14 protein-coding genes are annotated in these 15,685 nt (G+C 35.6%); 8 read left to right on the top strand and 6 right to left on the bottom strand.

Features of this window, described 5'->3' with window-relative positions:
• Positions 1-67 precede the first annotated feature (67 nt).
• Both HMPREF2758_RS00825 and HMPREF2758_RS00820 read right to left on the bottom strand, forming a co-directional pair.
• Entirely contained in the window at positions 68-1,330 is a 1,263-nt protein-coding gene (locus HMPREF2758_RS00825) for a toxic anion resistance protein (RefSeq protein ID WP_016647609.1), read from the bottom strand.
• Between the two features lie 29 nt (positions 1,331-1,359).
• On the bottom strand, positions 1,360-2,358 hold the full coding sequence (locus tag HMPREF2758_RS00820) for a 5-bromo-4-chloroindolyl phosphate hydrolysis family protein (protein ID WP_016647610.1): 999 nt from the start codon (positions 2,356-2,358) through the stop codon (positions 1,360-1,362).
• Positions 2,359-2,462: 104 nt separating this feature from the next.
• Between HMPREF2758_RS00820 and HMPREF2758_RS00815 the strand changes: the two genes are divergently transcribed.
• From HMPREF2758_RS00815 to mgtE, 6 genes are all read left to right on the top strand, one after another.
• Positions 2,463-3,044, top strand: coding sequence for an NUDIX hydrolase (locus tag HMPREF2758_RS00815; protein ID WP_016647611.1), 582 nt, complete (start codon positions 2,463-2,465; stop codon positions 3,042-3,044).
• A complete protein-coding gene (locus HMPREF2758_RS00810) occupies positions 3,031-3,438 on the top strand; it encodes a hypothetical protein (protein WP_016647612.1) in 408 nt (135 codons plus the stop codon). Before HMPREF2758_RS00815 ends, HMPREF2758_RS00810 begins: the two co-directional genes overlap by 14 nt.
• A 9-nt stretch (positions 3,439-3,447) precedes the next feature.
• Positions 3,448-4,155 (top strand): 5'-methylthioadenosine/adenosylhomocysteine nucleosidase, encoded by a 708-nt coding sequence (locus tag HMPREF2758_RS00805; RefSeq protein WP_016647613.1) that lies wholly within the window; start codon positions 3,448-3,450, stop codon positions 4,153-4,155.
• Between the two features lie 161 nt (positions 4,156-4,316).
• Positions 4,317-5,786, top strand: a complete 1,470-nt coding sequence (locus HMPREF2758_RS00800) for a DUF1538 domain-containing protein (RefSeq protein WP_016647614.1) — start codon at positions 4,317-4,319, stop codon at positions 5,784-5,786.
• 13 nt (positions 5,787-5,799) lie between these two features.
• Complete coding sequence (locus tag HMPREF2758_RS00795) at positions 5,800-6,447, top strand: P-II family nitrogen regulator (protein ID WP_016647615.1); 648 nt, start codon at positions 5,800-5,802, stop codon at positions 6,445-6,447.
• Positions 6,448-6,839: 392 nt separating this feature from the next.
• The gene (gene mgtE, locus HMPREF2758_RS00790) at positions 6,840-8,168 is read left to right on the top strand and encodes a magnesium transporter (protein ID WP_016647616.1); all 1,329 of its coding nucleotides are present in this window, start codon (positions 6,840-6,842) and stop codon (positions 8,166-8,168) included.
• A gap of 129 nt (positions 8,169-8,297) precedes the next feature.
• Here mgtE and HMPREF2758_RS00785 read toward each other — a convergent pair whose 3' ends face one another.
• The 4 genes from HMPREF2758_RS00785 to HMPREF2758_RS00770 form a co-directional block, all read right to left on the bottom strand.
• A complete protein-coding gene (locus tag HMPREF2758_RS00785; RefSeq protein ID WP_016647617.1) occupies positions 8,298-9,134 on the bottom strand; it encodes a PrsW family glutamic-type intramembrane protease in 837 nt (278 codons plus the stop codon).
• 99 nt (positions 9,135-9,233) lie between these two features.
• Complete coding sequence (locus HMPREF2758_RS00780; protein ID WP_016647618.1) at positions 9,234-9,956, bottom strand: YebC/PmpR family DNA-binding transcriptional regulator; 723 nt, start codon at positions 9,954-9,956, stop codon at positions 9,234-9,236.
• A 64-nt stretch (positions 9,957-10,020) separates the two neighbouring features.
• Positions 10,021-10,683, bottom strand: coding sequence for a metal-dependent transcriptional regulator (locus tag HMPREF2758_RS00775; protein ID WP_016647619.1), 663 nt, complete (start codon positions 10,681-10,683; stop codon positions 10,021-10,023).
• A 106-nt stretch (positions 10,684-10,789) separates the two neighbouring features.
• Entirely contained in the window at positions 10,790-11,800 is a 1,011-nt protein-coding gene (locus HMPREF2758_RS00770; RefSeq protein WP_016647620.1) for an ornithine cyclodeaminase family protein, read from the bottom strand.
• A 198-nt stretch (positions 11,801-11,998) separates the two neighbouring features.
• On the opposite strand from HMPREF2758_RS00770, the gene HMPREF2758_RS00765 reads away from it, so the two are divergent.
• Positions 11,999-13,744: an ABC transporter ATP-binding protein gene (locus HMPREF2758_RS00765; protein ID WP_070608545.1), complete on the top strand. Its 1,746-nt coding sequence runs from the start codon at positions 11,999-12,001 to the stop codon at positions 13,742-13,744.
• Positions 13,737-15,539, top strand: coding sequence for an ABC transporter ATP-binding protein (locus tag HMPREF2758_RS00760; RefSeq protein ID WP_016647622.1), 1,803 nt, complete (start codon positions 13,737-13,739; stop codon positions 15,537-15,539). The genes HMPREF2758_RS00765 and HMPREF2758_RS00760 overlap by 8 nt, the downstream gene beginning before the upstream one ends.
• The last annotated feature ends 146 nt before the right edge of the window (positions 15,540-15,685 follow it).

Here is a 15,685-nt window from a genome sequence, read left to right as displayed (position 1 = left end):
TGGGTATTTTTGAGACTTGTGTCACAGCCTCTATTATATTTAGTTTAATACTGAAAATAGAGGACATTTATTGAGCTTCTTGCTTGGTCATTGAATCTTTTGATTCTTGTTTTGAAAACTCTAACAATTTTTCGCGCAGTTGATTTTCCATATTTTCAAGTTCAATGCTAGCAGCTAATCGTTGTTTACGCGCTTGGGATTGTATGGAGAGGGTCGATTCAATCGTATCGATTAAATCTTTTTGAGTTTGTTTGAGTGTATCCATGTCAATCACTGCTTTTTGAGTTTCAGTAAGCGTTGTAAGGGTTGACTGTTTGAGCATAGCTGAGTTCTTCTTTAAAAGATCATTGGTTGTTTTCGATACAATTTGTTGAGAATTAGCCGCTTTTTCTTGTCGTAATATTGCTAAAGCTAAGGTAATTTGATTTTCCCAGAGTGGAATTGCTGTGTGAATGGAAACTTGAATTTTTTCTGCTAAGGCTTGATTTGTATTTTGGATAATACGAATTTGGGGAGCTTGTTGTAAGGTGATTTGACGCGTTAATTTAAGATCGTAAATTCGTTTATCTAACCGTTCAATAAATTGTTGTAAATCATTGACAACTTGAACGTCCATTTGATTTTTGCTTGCATTTGCTTTTTCGATGGCTTGTTTAAGATCTTTTTCTTGCATGTTTTTAAGCTTTAACTCACCGGCAGCAATATAAATATTTAACGCATCAAAATAATCTTTATTTTTATGGTATAGTTGATCTAGTAAGAGGTTATCTTGAATTAAGGCATTTTTTTCTCTTTCTAGTCGGATAGAAACTTTATCAAGTTGGCTACTAATTTTTTGATATTTTAGTTGTGTGTCAGTAATTGATTGACGTGCTTTTCCTAGAAATTTTTGCCAAAAATTGGGCTGTCTACTTAATTCCTGAGGATCAGTGTCGCCTAAAGTTTCCATTAGCTCAGTGAGTAAATCTCCAACTTCACCAGTATCTTTGATTTGGATTTGGTGCAGCATGGAATGGGAGAAGTCAGATAGTTTTTTTTGAGCTTGACTTCCATAATTGAGGATGGCTTGACTTTGACTTGGGTCAATTTGTTCGGCGATTTTTTGAGCCTGAGCTTGATGTGCTTCGTTGAGTCGTTCGATAAGTGGTACGGGATCCTTGATCAAAGTAGGGTCTGTATCCATTGAAAATGTATTAATGGATAGTGTATCAAATTGCTTATCATTGTTAAGAGGTCTATCTTGGTTATTAAAGGGATTGGCTAAGAGATCATCTAGAACATCATAGCTATTATAAGGATCGTTTGTTTCTTTTGATAGATTAGATGGCATTATTTTTCCTCCTTAAATTTTTGGTAGATTTACTGGTTAATTCGTTGATTGAGTGTTTTTTCAGCGAGTGCAAGGTCATCAGCTAGATCCTGATAGGTTTTTGCGTGAAATTGCAGATAATCGTCTGTGATTTCTTGAGCTAAACGATCAATGACTTGGGCGGATTTTTCTAGGATGAGATAGCTTTCTTTATTTTTAGCTACATGTCGATTAATCTCATTGTATTTTTTCAAGATATCTTCGAGTTGGGGAAGTAAATTTATTAAAAAATTTCCAGCTAAAAGTCGACGTTGGGGCTGATTTACAATATCTTTAAAATAGTTTTTTAGAATATCTATTAAATGATAATTTGCTTCAATTGCCCGCGTTTTAGCATTTTTGGCCAATTCTTGTTCAATGGATTTGATTTGATTACGACTAGTCTGCATTTGTTGTCTAAAATGATCAATTTCTTGATCACTAAGTCCTGCTTCCTGATAGAGTTTTAATCGTTCGGGGCGAAGTTTGTTTTTAGATTTAGTTTTATTTTTTTTGATTTTAGATGATTTTGAATGACGTCCTGTAATTTTGTTAAAGAGACCAGAAATTACAGCAGTTCCGATAACTAAAAGGGTAATCACTCGTATATCGTCCATAAAATTAAATAAACTGAATGGATATTGATTATCTGTGTAGGCGATAAGTAGACAAATGGATATAAAAATTTGAATGGTATAATAAGATTTTGAGTTCATTTGATATCCGAGTATATTTTCTAAGATGAATAGACAGCTAATTAACAGCCAACAGCTTAAAATAATGAGTATAATAGGATAGAGGCTAAGCTGGAAAACAATTCCGCTAATAAAACTTATAATTTGTGAGATAATTGTAGCAATAAAGAGTTTTTTTAGAGATTGTGTGGATTCACCAAGAAAAACTTGCTTTAAATTTTTACCTTGATTAAAATCTTGATTGAGGTGTTTAATATATTGAAAAAGATTTCCATATAGATAAATATAAAAGGCTAACTTTAAAAACGTGACCATGATTGTCCCTCCTCTAGTATAATTATAATAGCATAATTAGTTGAAATGCTAGATCGGACTTAAGGCCTATTTTGAAAACTAATTATAAAGGAGTTGTTATAGTGATGTCTTCGATTCGTTTTATTCAAGAAAATAAAACATTAAAAGAGCAGGAAGTTTTTAAGGGAAAAATGTTGCGCGTTTTTTCAAATCAAATTCAATTACCGAACGGAATTCAGGTACAACGTGAATTAGTTCACCATTTGCCGGCGGTTGCTATTTTGGCTATTAATGAAAGGCAGCAAGTCTGTTTAGTGAAGCAGTATCGACCTGCAGTGGCTAGTGATTTGTTGGAGATTCCTGCAGGTTTAATCGATCAAATTGAAGGTCAGTTGGAAGAACCAATTTGTGCCGCTAAGCGAGAACTTGAAGAAGAAACGAGTTATCAAGCAAAAACTTGGGTCAAAGGGCCTTCTTTTTATGTTTCACCAGGCTTTTTAGATGAAAAAATTTATTTATTCTTTGCTAAGAATCTTAAGTTGGTTGAGGACGCTTTGTCTCAAGATGATGATGAAGATGTAAGCTGTGAATGGTATGATCGTGAGCAAATTGAAACAATGCTGGAGCAGGGAGAAATTCAAGATCTTAAAACATTATTTGCATTGCAGATTTTTTTAGGAACAGGAGGTTATCATGGGGTTATTTAAGCGAAAAAGAGCCAATAAGCAAAGTACTTATCAAGAATATTTAGATTATTTACAGAATAAATCGATAGTCGATGATGCTCCTTCTACTTCATGGGATTCATTAAATGAATCAATAGAAGATAATATTTATAATTCAAATAGGGAACATACAGAAAATAATAATGATACTGGAGTGTCTAATGTTTATTATGATTTAGATGGATTTGATGAAAATACTCAAACTATCTCCTCAGTGACGTCAGATGTCGTAGAAAATGATACGCTAGATCATCAAAATTCTCATAATCTTCAGCGGTCTCGTTATTCCTATCGGATAGATCACTTTTTAAATAATGGAATCCTCATTGTAGGTGTTCTTTTGTTGTTAGTCCTATTGATTGCATTCTTAGCTTAGGAGGGAACTATGATAAAAAAAATTGGAATAATTGGAGCGATGGAGGAAGAAATTCGATTGTTATTACAATCGATGGACTCCATTAAAAAAACGACGTATCATTCTTTTGACTTTTATGAAGGAGTGCTATCGGGCAATACAGTGGTGCTTTGTCAATCAGGTATCGGTAAAGTAAATGCGAGTATCTGTGTTAGCTTAATGAAAGTTTTATTTGATGTTGATTTATTAATTAATACCGGCACAGCTGGTGGAGTTGATCCTGGCTTAACAGTGGGGGATTTAGTAATTGGTCAGAGTTTAGTTCACCATGATGTTGATGTAACAGCATTTGATTATGAATTTGGTCAAATGGCAGGAATGCCCATTGCTTATTATTCAGATGGTCTCTTGCTTCAAAAAGCCAAGGAAGCTGCTGATACTCTACAAATGAGAGCTGTTGTAGGCCAAATAGCTTCAGGCGATCAATTTGTTAGCCATGCTCAGTCGATTGATCAAATTAAAGCTAAGTTTCCTCATGTTAGGGCGGTTGAAATGGAATCTGCTGCCATTGCTCAAGCGTCTTATGTTTTAGATGTTCCTTTTGTGATTATCAGGGCGATTTCCGATAATGGTGATCAAGAAGCCGCCTTTTCCTTTGATGAATTTTTAATTCAAGCTGGCGCTCGGTCCGCTCAATTGGTAAAGGCTCTTTTACTACAAATTAACTATGAAATCTAAAGAATACTAAAAGTAATAGCACTTATCTGATCTAGATGAGTGCTTTTTATTTTTTTTGAATTATAATAATATTGATTTTTAAAAATAAAGCTTTTTAGTAAACTTTAAAAGAGATTTATGCTATAATATTATTAAATAATTAACAAAAAAGGAGGACATATATGGGTTTGTTATTAGACAAGTTAAAAGAAGTCTTAGCAGCTGTTTTACCGATTATTTTTATTGTCTTAATTCTATGTACATTTTTTGTTCATGTTTCAAGTGATATGTTAATTCGATTTTTGTTGGGAGGATTATTTTTGATTATCGGATTAACAATTTTCCTTTTCGGTGTTGATGTTGGAATGGCACCTATAGGACAACACATGGGGCGAGCAGTTGCTCGATCAACTGCAAGATGGATGGTGGGTGCATTAAGTTTTGTGATTGGTTTTTCAGTTACTGTAGCTGAACCTGACTTACTAATTTTAGGTCAAGAGGTTTCGGATGCTATGGGAGGGCTACTTTCCACACAATTGATTGTTTTTATGGTCTCAATCGGAGTTGGGTTTATGATCTCTTTTGGAGTTTATCGGATCCTATCTTCCTTTCCAATGAAGTATTTTTTTGCGATATGTTATGGATTGATTGCTGTGATGTCACTCTTAGTTTCTAACGATTTCTTAGCGATCGCTTTTGATGCTTCTGGTGCGACGACAGGGGCTTTAACCACTCCGTTTATTCTAGCCTTATCAGCTTCTGTTTCAGCAAGAAAAGGGGGAAAACAGGCGGAGGAAGACTCCTTTGGATTGGTTGGAGCGATGTCAGTTGGGCCTATTTTAGCAGTGTTGTTGATGGCATTGATATTTAATACGACCTTTCAAGGTGTTGAGGCTGAGTACGTCTATACCCAAGGAATCCTTAGTCCATTTGTACATGCAATCGGGCATACTTTTAAAGAATCATTACTTGCTTTAGCTCCCCTAATTATCGTCTTCTTTATTATGAATAAGACCTTATTCCGATTAAAAAAATCTGAGTTGACGGATATTTTTAAGGGGATTATTTACGTTTTAGTTGGTTTGGTCTTGTTCTTAATCGGTGTGAATCAAGGATTCATGGATATGGGGCGTTATCTTGGTTCACACTTGGCTGAAAATTATTTGTTCTTCCTACCCTTTTTAGGCTTTATAATTGGTATGGTGGTTGTTTTAGCGGAACCTGCAGTTCATGTTTTGGGTGATCAGGTGGAAGAGGTAACCGGGGGATACATAAATAATCGTTTGCTCTTAGGATCGCTTTCAATCGGGGTAGGAATTGCCCTTGCAGCCTCCTTATACCGTATTATGACTCCCTCTATTCAAATTTGGCACTATCTTTTGCCAGGATTCTTACTAGCCGTAATTTTATCTTTATTTGTCGATGATCTTTTTACTGGGATTGCTTTTGATGCCGGGGGAGTAGCGTCTGGGCCTATGACAGCTACTTTTATTTTAGCCTTTGCACAAGGGGCTGCCACTTTTATTCCTCAGGCTAATAGTGTGACGGATGGTTTTGGGGTAATTGCTACGGTTGCTATGACACCAGTAGTCATGATACAATTATTGGGCTTAATTTTTAAGATTAAACTAAAGAAGACACAATCAAATTAGAGGAGGTTATTCAATGCGAACAGTTTTATTTTTAGCCATTGTTAAAAATCATACCGCCTCATTTTTCTTAGAAAAAGCGCGTCAAGCTGGCGCAAGAGGTGGCACAATTATTCGAGCAGAAGGGACCATTAATCATCCTGTTTTAAATTTTTTAGGGCTTCATGATTCAAAAAGAGAAGCTTTATTGATGCTTGTTGAGAAAACTCAAGAAGAGCATCTGCATCGAGTACTAGAGGATGAATGTCATCTATCAAAGAAGGGTGAAGGGGTCTTGTTTTCATTTGATACGACCTCTGTTTATGGGAGTCAACGAATTCATGAGGATTTTAATGAGGAGGAGAACGGATTGGCATTACATCAGCTAATTGTAACAATTGTAGATCGAGACCTTGGGGATGAGGTGGTAAAGGCTGCTCGTCAAGTTGGTGCGAGTGGTGCAACCATTTTGCATGGTAGAGGCTTAGGATCAAAAATGGAATCTAAAATCTTTAATATTCAGATTGAACCTGAAAAAGAAATAGTTTTGATGGTTGTTGAATCAAAAAATGTGACCCAAATTGTTCAAGTCATTGATCATGAATTAGATATTAATCGCCCTGGAGCGGGAATTGTTTTTACAATGAATGTTAATAATGCTACGGGTTTATTTGAAGGAGTCTAGAGGCTAAGGCTACGACATGAGGGTCGTAGCCTTTTATCTGCTTTTGATAATTGAACTACTTATAACTACTTATTTGACTAATCGTTAATAGTGACTTAGAAGTAATCAGCAACTTTTAATTTTTTAAAAATAGTCATTTTGATTACTGATTTGCTTAAAACGGATTGAAAGTTGAAAAAGAATAGGGTATATTTAGTCAGTAAGTGAGAAGGAAGGTGATTTTAATGGATTCGCATGATAGTCAATCGGATGATTATCCTTTGTGTTTTAGTCATATGATTAAATGGCAGATTAAATCTCAGCGAATTCATTTGATTCGCCGATTTTTTGCGGTTTAATCCACTGAATAAGACACTGAAACGATGTTTTTGTGTTGAAAAAGGAGGATTTAAATGGTTAATAGAATATATTCAAGTCAAGAATTAAAAGACTTACAGCAACATCTAAATAAGATGAACCCTGTCGATTTGGCAGAACATTTTTCCAACTTAACCCCTTATGAAGTAGCCATTCGAATTAAGTTATTGAATAAGGATTTATTAGCAGATACTTTTGCGGAGTTAACAAAAGATAAAAAACTAGAAATTATTCAAATTTTATCACAAGATCGTATTCAGGAATTAATGCAGGAGCTTGATGAAGACGAATTGGTTGATACTCTGCAAGAAATGCCTGCCAATATGGTTAAACAGATTATGACACGTTATATTGATGAGGATCGTCGGCCTATTATTAATCAGTTATTAGGCTATCCAGAAGACAGTGTCGGTTCAATTATGTCAGTTCGATTTATATCTTGTAAAATGAACGATCCTATTGATAAGGTGAAACAAGCAGTCCTAAATTCTGATCTTGATGCTGACAAGCTTGAACAAATCTGGGTGACCGACCCTTATTTAAAATTAATTGGTTTTATCTTCTTGGCGGATCTTTTTCGGGCGAAAGAAGATAATTTGATGCCTTTAATGCAGTCTGTGAACCGAACTGTTTCGGCTCATGATGATCAAGAAGTGGTTGCTAAGTTAGCCCTACGTTATGATTTATCCCAAATTCCAGTAGTGGATCGTGAAAATCGATTAATCGGGACAGTACCTGTGGAATGGGCCATTGATGTTGTACGTGAAGAATATGATGAGGACTTATCCAATATTCACGGGATTACTGATGAACCAGATGAAGGATATTTAGAATCATCCAACTTTGCAATTGCTAAGTCTCGTACGACTTGGTTGGTTATTTGTCTAGTGACAGCAACGATCACCGGATTTATTATTCATCGTTATGAGAGTATGTTAGCAGGATCAGTTGCTTTAGCTGCCTATATTCCGATGCTGATGGATTCAGGGGGTAATGCAGGAAGTCAATCTTCGACTACGGTGATCCGTTCGCTTTTTACAGGCGATATTACTTTAGCAAACTTTTTTCAAGTCATGTTCAAAGAAATGTCTATTGGTATATATGTCGGAATTATTTTGGCGGTAGTTAATTTCCTAAGAATTTTGATCATGGATAATGTACCAATTAGCATAAATTTAACGGTTTCATTTACGTTAATTATCACAGTAATTATTTCTAAAATGATGGGTGGAATTCTGCCACTTATTGCAGAAAAGTTAAAGATTGATCCGACAGTTATGGCAGGGCCGATCATTACAACAATAGTGGATACTGTATCTTTATTAATTTATTTTGAAGTCGCAAGTTTGATGTTAGGATTATAATGAATTATTTTTCTAACTGGTATGTGACAGCCTGCATAAGAGTTGTAAAATTTTAAAGTCATAGAGACAAAATATAAAACAGGGTTGATGAAAGAACTAAGCTCTTTCACCAACCCTGTTTTAATCAATTCACTGTTTAAAATATATGAGCGTTTGTTGCTTAAAAAGAGGATTAATGGATTGATGGTCTAATATTAAGACGATTGTCAAGTAGATGAGTGCTGTTACTAAATTTAAGGTAATCGGGAGAAGGAAAAATTCACTGAGGGGTGAATTCCATATAAAATGTAGTAAAATAATTAAGCAGATGAGGCCTATCACTTTTGGACCTTGAATTTTTAGATCAGTAGAAAACCAGTGTGAAAGGGCATATCCTGTAATTCCTGTGTAGACCCAGTGTGAGCAGAATCCATTGCTTAATCGTGTGATTGCAGTGACAAGTGAATCATCTAGATTTTCCGCTAAAAAGACATAGGATAAGTCTTCTACCCATTGAAAACCTAAACCAACAAGGCAGCCAATAATAAATAATTGGGCGGGTGTTTTGTAATTTAAGCAGTGAGCTAAAAGACCGACTAAAACTAATTTAATGACTTCTTCACCCACAGCTCCCGTAAAGGCTAGAAGATAATCAAGAAAGGCTGATTGATCAAATTGTTGACCAAGCCAAGTATCTACAAAGTCATTATACTCAGCAGCTAGCCAACCTGTTGCAAAGCTACAAACCAAGAATAGTAGACAGCTAGTTAACCAGTTGAATTGATTCCAACGTTTTGCTAAGTAGCCAATCCATATAAAAATGGCAATGGCCATTAGGAGAGGGCCCATCATTAGGTAGACTTGCTGATTGGTTGAATAACTAAGGAAGTTAGAGTCCATTAATTGAACGGATTCCCAATCTAATCCAAAAAAGAAAAGAAAGAGGATTAAGATAAAAGAAGTTGTTTTTTTTCGATTAATTATCATAAAGCACCTTTTATATAAAATTTTATTAGTATAAAAGCAGCTGCAAAGTATTTGCGCAGCTGCTTATTTATGTCGAGTTCGCTGGATTAGCTTTTTAAATTATTCAGCGTTTGTGAAAACTTCTTGTACATCATCGTCATCTTCAAATTTATCAATTAGATTTTCTAATTTGCCTTGATCAGTATCATTTAATGCAACCTTAGTTTTAGCTTCCATGATGACACTAGCTTCAGCAAATTCAAAACCAGCTTCTTTTAAAGAATCTTTGACTTGGTTAAAATCTTGAGGTTCGCAGAAAATTTCAAAAACTTCTTCTGAAACCTTTAAGTCTTCAGCTCCTGCATTAAGAACCTGTTCAAACATCGCTTCTTCATCAACATCTAAGTCTTCGCGATCAATTGCTAGGTAACCCACGCGGTCAAAAAGATAGGCTACTGATCCATTGGATCCTTGATTACCACCATTTCGACTGAAAATAACATGCATATTGGTGTCTGTTCGATTTTTATTATCGGTAAGTGCATGAATTAGAATAGCGACACCACCAGGTCCATAGCCCTCATAGGTTATTTCATCATAATTGGTTGTATCACCAGCATCTGTAGCTTTCTTGATAGCACGATTAATATTATCTTTAGGCATATTAGCTGCACGTGCCTTATCTAATACAGTTCGAAGGTTAGCGTTCATATCTGGATCGCCACCTCCATTTTTAGCAGCTTGAAAAATTTCTTTCGATAACTTTCCAAAGATTGCCCCTTTTTTGGCATCTTCTGCCCCTTTTTTATTTTTGATCTTACTCCATTTATTATGTCCTGACATAATCTCACCTCTCTAGAATTTAACAACATTAAATTATATCACAACGCTTATACTAAAAAAAGATTCATTCTACAGATTTAGCATTAAGCACCCATATTTTTTCTGTGGCTTTTGCCCCGATAATTAGATCATTATCTTGTCCATTAGTAAGAGTCATAGATCCATCAAATTCTTCAATATGACTAATTTGATATTCTTGATTAAGCTCAATGCCGATATGACTCAAATATTTCAATAATTCTGGATCATCAGCTACTTCATCAATAATAATTTTACTTAAAAGAGGCATTTCATGAAGCGGGATTCCTTTGTTATTTCGCTTAAGCGTATTTGACTTTGGAATTTTACCACCATGAGGGTCGTGACTAGGGTACTTAAGGAATTGATCGAGTCGATCTATTAATTTATCGGAGGAAACATGTTCTAGAATTTCCGCCTCGTCATGTACCTCATCCCATTGGTACTGCAGACACTCATAAAGGAATACTTCCCATAAGCGGTGTTTTCTAATAACTTTTCGTGCAATCTCAATACCACTGGGGTTTAGTTTGACGCCTTTATATGGAATGTGTTGTAGGTAATTTTCTTCAAGCAAGCGAGTGTTCATTTCAGTGACGGAGGCTGCTGAGACACGAAGATGATCGGCAATTTGTTTGTTGGATATGAATTGACTATCTCCCTTTAAAATATAAATAGCTTTTAGATAATCTTCTTTACTGGGTGTCATGGATTCACCTTCTTTTTGATCAATTTGTTTGACTATATTATAAACATTATTTATAGGAGTGACTATAGCAGAGCTTTAAAGATTGGCAAGTTTTATAGTAGACTTTTTAAAAAGGACTAAATTCATAAATGGACCCTAATTCCTTTTGACAGGCCATTTGGTAGATAGTACCCGCTAGCGCAATATCTAATGCTCCCATTCCAATTGGAACGCAAAGTGTTAATCCCTTTAATTGTTTAATTTGAGTATTACCTGCTGCTAAATTACCGATCGTTGTATCGATTGTATCTTCATCAATTAATGAAGTTCGATAAGCATCAGCAAGGGCTCCACGATGTAGCGCTTGTGCCACATGATCTACAATAATTCGATCAGCATCTTTAATAATTTGATTATCAATCTCATGAACGGAACCGATTGGAATAATGACGGTATCACCGGAAAGGTCTTTTATTTGAAATAAGGCATGATTTGACTTAGTTGCTGTAATAATGACGTCAGCATCACAAGCGTCCTTAGAATTTTCGGCAATTTGAATGGGTCCATCAATGAAGGATTGATGTTTTGTGATAAAATCTTGGATATTATGTGGTTGATAATCCCATATTTTTAATTCTTTTATCGTAAACCATTCAGCTAATGCTTGAACTTGAGTAGATGCTTGGGCACCGGTTCCAAATAAGCCTAGGCGAAAGGACTGATTTTTATTAAATCCTAAATATTTAAGAGAAACAGCTGATTGAGATCCAGTACGATAATTAGTGATTAAACTACCGTCTAGAATCGCTTCAAAAGTTCCCATTTGGGGGTCAATCAAAAGTATTAAACCATTAATGTAAGGAAAGCCAGCGGCTTTTCGTTTGCCATCAAATCCACCCACCCATTTAAGTCCTGCAATATCGAGTGTATCTGTCTTTATATAAGCCGGCATGGCATTCATATAGCCGTGATAAGCTGGCCAAATTGAATTTTGACCTAGATCCAAAGTAATTTTAGTTGGATTTTTTACGTGTCGGTGACCAAAGGCTTGAAAGGTTTGGTCAACGACTTGATTAGCTAATTTAAAGGAAATCAGCTGTTCGATCGTTGAACGATCAAGTAAACGTGTTTTTGTCATAAATTCATTCCCCCTATTTCTATATATATAGAATAACTTATTTTAAAAATGAAAGCGATCTTTTGTCTAAAGAATTGTTTTCGAAAACTTAAAATGACGATAAATTAGAATTTTTGAAGCTAAACCTCCTACAACTTGCATCTAGTCTCTAAATCCTTTACCATCAATATCAGTATTATAAACAAAGGAGAGTTTCCTATGGGCTACATTTTTAAATATTTAAAAAGATATCCGGCTGAGTTATCAGCTGTAATGATTGCTACAGCTGTAACTTGTGCGGCGATTTTAGGCATGCCCACGATGCTAGCAAAATTAATTGACAATGCCATTGTGGTTAATCAAATGGATCGAGCCTGGCCTTATGTTTGGGGAATGGTATTATGTACGGCCTTAGGATTTATCGCAAGATCGGTCCGGATGTATATGGCGAGCAAAGTTGTGAATGATATGACGATGGCGATGCGCAATGATGTTTATCATAAAATGATGGCCTTATCGCACCATGAATTTCAGGAGTTCGGTGTACCTTCATTAACAAATCGAATTACGAATGATGCATTTGTTCTGTTACAATTTGTTGAAATGATTCTTAAGCAAGGCTTAATGGGTCCTGTGATGATTCTGTTTTCAGTTATCATGATTATTAGGATGCAGCCTTATTTAGGACTGCGTTTGATTCCAGCTGTTCTAGTAATTATTACTTTTGTGGTTATCATTTCAATATTTTCGAAACCTTTATCAGAAAAACAACAGATTTATCTTGATAAAATCAATCGAATTTTAAGAGAATCTATAACTGGATTGAGGGTAATCAGAGCCTTTAATCGTGAGGATTTTCAAAATCAACGTTTTATGGCTGTTAATGAAGAATATCGACGAACTGCTAGTAAATTATTTAAATTAATGGCCAGTGCGCCGACCTTATTCTATTTAACGACAAACTTGGCACTGGTTTTTATTATTTGGATCGGAGCCCATTTAATTGATGCCGGCTCTTTGCAAGTGGGGACTCTTTCTGCATTTATTGAATATATGTTTGAGGGTTTATTTTCATTAGTGGTTTTTGCTTGGGTTTTTATGATGTATCCGAAAGCCTCTGTCTCAGCTAATCGGTTGAAGTCCGTACTGGAGGCACCCATCACCGTAAGAGAGTTAAGTGACGATGAAATCGTTGACCCTGACCAAATTGAAGAGCAGGGGACTCTAGAGTTTATTAATGTTGACTTTGCTTATCCAGACGCGGATGAGCCGGTTCTTCGTGATATCTCCTTTAAATCGGAACCCGGTCAGACGGTGGCTTTTATAGGTTCAACGGGATCTGGGAAGTCCACGATTGTTAAATTAATTCCGCGTTTTTATGATGTGACCCGTGGGCAAATATTGGTGGACGGGGTAGATATTCGGCATTATCGTTTAGCAGATTTACGCAGTAAAATAGGATTTACTCCCCAGAGTGCTTTACTATTTAAAGGGAATATTGCAGATAATTTACGATATGGTAAGCATGATGCTGATGAAACAGATATGGAGCACGCGACACAAATTTCTCAAGCTCAAGAATTTGTTGAGAAACTAGACCAAGGATATCAAGCAGAACTAACAGAGAAAGCCTCAAACCTATCGGGGGGTCAGAAACAGCGTTTATCAATTGCTCGTTCAATTATTAAAGATCGTGAAATATATATCTTTGATGATTCTTTCTCTGCTTTAGATTATAAGACTGATGCCCAAGTTCGAGCAGCGTTGAAGCAAGAGACCAAAGATGCAACAACAATTATTGTTGCTCAGCGAGTTGGTACGATAATGCATGCTGATCAAATTATTGTATTAAACCAAGGTCGAATTGATGCAATAGGCACACATAAGGAACTATTAAAGAAATCAAAGATCTATTATAATATTGCTTCATCTCAATTAAGTGAGGAGGAATTAACTCATGGCTAAAATGAAAACCAGACAAGTGTTAAATAGAATCTGGGTCTATATGCGCCCATATAAATGGCAGTTTATTTTTTCAAATATTGCCTTAGTCATCTCGATTATTTCTTCTGCTTTAGAACCTTATATTTTTGGGTTAGCTATTACAAAGTTAGCTGAGAATGTCATTCAGATATCTCGGGGGGTTCCAGGTGCCCATGTTGAATTTTCCTATATTCGAAATATTCTTATTCTGTACGCTATTCGAGGGTTTTTCTATTATGGATCGAGCTACCTTTCTCAATTTTTATTAACGAATGTTGTTCAGAATTCAATTTTTGATTTGCGTCATGATTTATCGAATAAAGTCAATCGCTTACCTGTTTCTTATTTTGATCAACAAGAAACGGGAGATATTTTGTCTAAGATGACGAATGATGTGGATACTATTTCAAATGCCATCCAACAGTCTTTTTCTCAACTAGTGATTGCTATATTGGGAATTATATTATCGATGACGATGGTTTTTTGGATTCAATGGCGTATTGCGCTCATAATGTTAGTCATGATCCCATTAACTAGTCTTGTTGCTCGTTATTTCTTGAAAAAATCACAGCCGGCATACAATCAACAATCTAATGCATTAGGACATTTATTTGGTTATGCGCAAGAACAATTATCTGGCTTTACGGAAATAAAGGTTTTTGATAAACAAATGGATTCGGTGGAAGAGTTTCGAAAAAGAAATATGAATTTACGAAATCATGGTTTTAAAGCATCGTTGATTTCTTCAATGATGATGCCCGTTATGGTAATGATGTCTAACCTAACCTATATTGTTGTAGTTATTTATGGGCTACAATTGGTATTTGCAGGTGTACTAGCTATCGGGAATCTGAATGCTGTTTTATCCTATGTATGGCAAGTCACTCAACCGATCCAAACAATTTCACAATTATCTGGTGTTATTCAATCAGCACTTTCTGCTTCTTATCGAGTCTTTGGTTTCTTAGATGAAGAGGAAGAATCTGATCCCCAAGTGACCCAAACCTTCCCTGATAAAATACAAGGAGGGGTTGAATTTAGAAATGTTTGTTTTGGTTATAAAAAGGACCAGCCTTTAATGAAGAATATTTCTTTTAAGGCGAACCCTGGCGAAATGATCGCGGTAGTCGGGCCCACTGGGGCTGGTAAGACGACTCTCATTAATTTGTTGATGCGTTTTTATGATATTGATAGTGGTCAAATTTTGATTGATGGGGTCGATACACAAGCGGTTAGTCGTCAAGACTTGAGAAAACATTTTGGAATGGTACTTCAAGATGCTTGGTTATATACCGATACAGTAATGGAGAACATTCGTTTTGGTGATTTGGATGCTAAAGATTATGAAGTTAAAGAAGCAGCAGAAATTGCCAATGTAAATCATTTCATTAAAACATTACCGAGCGGTTATGATATGGAAATCAATGAGGAGGCATCTAATATTTCCTTAGGTCAAAAACAATTAATGACAATTGCTCGAGCCGTGTTATCTGATCCTGATATCTTAATTTTAGACGAAGCGACTTCTTCAGTTGATACGCGTTTAGAAAAATTAATTCAAGAAGCGATGGATAAAGTAATGGAAGGAAGAACATCATTTGTCATTGCTCATCGTCTTTCAACCATTCGAGATGCGGATCTCATTTTAGTTATGAAGAATGGGAATATTATTGAGACAGGGACGCATGACTCCTTATTAGCGTCTGGAGGCGTCTATGCTGATCTATATAACAGTCAGTTTAATAATAATCCAGTGGATGTTCATATGGCCTTTTAATATGAATTATCTATTTTATAAGAGGTGGTGACCAAGGTTGCCACCTTTTATTTGTGACTAGAAATTAGCTATTTAAATCTTTTTTTAATACAAGGAAGCAATCGTAGACCTTTTAGGGTAAAATCCGAACGTTTGAATTTTAGAAT

Origin of the sequence: Facklamia sp. HMSC062C11, from assembly GCF_001810675.1 — a bacterium.
Classification (GTDB): domain Bacteria; phylum Bacillota; class Bacilli; order Lactobacillales; family Aerococcaceae; genus Facklamia; species Facklamia hominis.
This window is presented reverse-complemented; position numbering and strand designations above follow the sequence as displayed.

Coding starts and splice junctions, on each gene's coding strand:
- HMPREF2758_RS00825 (WP_016647609.1), bottom strand. CDS start 1,330: ATGCCATCTAATCTATCAAAAGAAACAAACGATCCTTATAATAGCTAT.
- HMPREF2758_RS00820 (WP_016647610.1), bottom strand. CDS start 2,358: ATGGTCACGTTTTTAAAGTTAGCCTTTTATATTTATCTATATGGAAAT.
- HMPREF2758_RS00815 (WP_016647611.1), top strand. CDS start 2,463: ATGTCTTCGATTCGTTTTATTCAAGAAAATAAAACATTAAAAGAGCAG.
- HMPREF2758_RS00810 (WP_016647612.1), top strand. CDS start 3,031: ATGGGGTTATTTAAGCGAAAAAGAGCCAATAAGCAAAGTACTTATCAA.
- HMPREF2758_RS00805 (WP_016647613.1), top strand. CDS start 3,448: ATGATAAAAAAAATTGGAATAATTGGAGCGATGGAGGAAGAAATTCGA.
- HMPREF2758_RS00800 (WP_016647614.1), top strand. CDS start 4,317: ATGGGTTTGTTATTAGACAAGTTAAAAGAAGTCTTAGCAGCTGTTTTA.
- HMPREF2758_RS00795 (WP_016647615.1), top strand. CDS start 5,800: ATGCGAACAGTTTTATTTTTAGCCATTGTTAAAAATCATACCGCCTCA.
- mgtE (WP_016647616.1), top strand. CDS start 6,840: ATGGTTAATAGAATATATTCAAGTCAAGAATTAAAAGACTTACAGCAA.
- HMPREF2758_RS00785 (WP_016647617.1), bottom strand. CDS start 9,134: ATGATAATTAATCGAAAAAAAACAACTTCTTTTATCTTAATCCTCTTT.
- HMPREF2758_RS00780 (WP_016647618.1), bottom strand. CDS start 9,956: ATGTCAGGACATAATAAATGGAGTAAGATCAAAAATAAAAAAGGGGCA.
- HMPREF2758_RS00775 (WP_016647619.1), bottom strand. CDS start 10,683: ATGACACCCAGTAAAGAAGATTATCTAAAAGCTATTTATATTTTAAAG.
- HMPREF2758_RS00770 (WP_016647620.1), bottom strand. CDS start 11,800: ATGACAAAAACACGTTTACTTGATCGTTCAACGATCGAACAGCTGATT.
- HMPREF2758_RS00765 (WP_070608545.1), top strand. CDS start 11,999: ATGGGCTACATTTTTAAATATTTAAAAAGATATCCGGCTGAGTTATCA.
- HMPREF2758_RS00760 (WP_016647622.1), top strand. CDS start 13,737: ATGGCTAAAATGAAAACCAGACAAGTGTTAAATAGAATCTGGGTCTAT.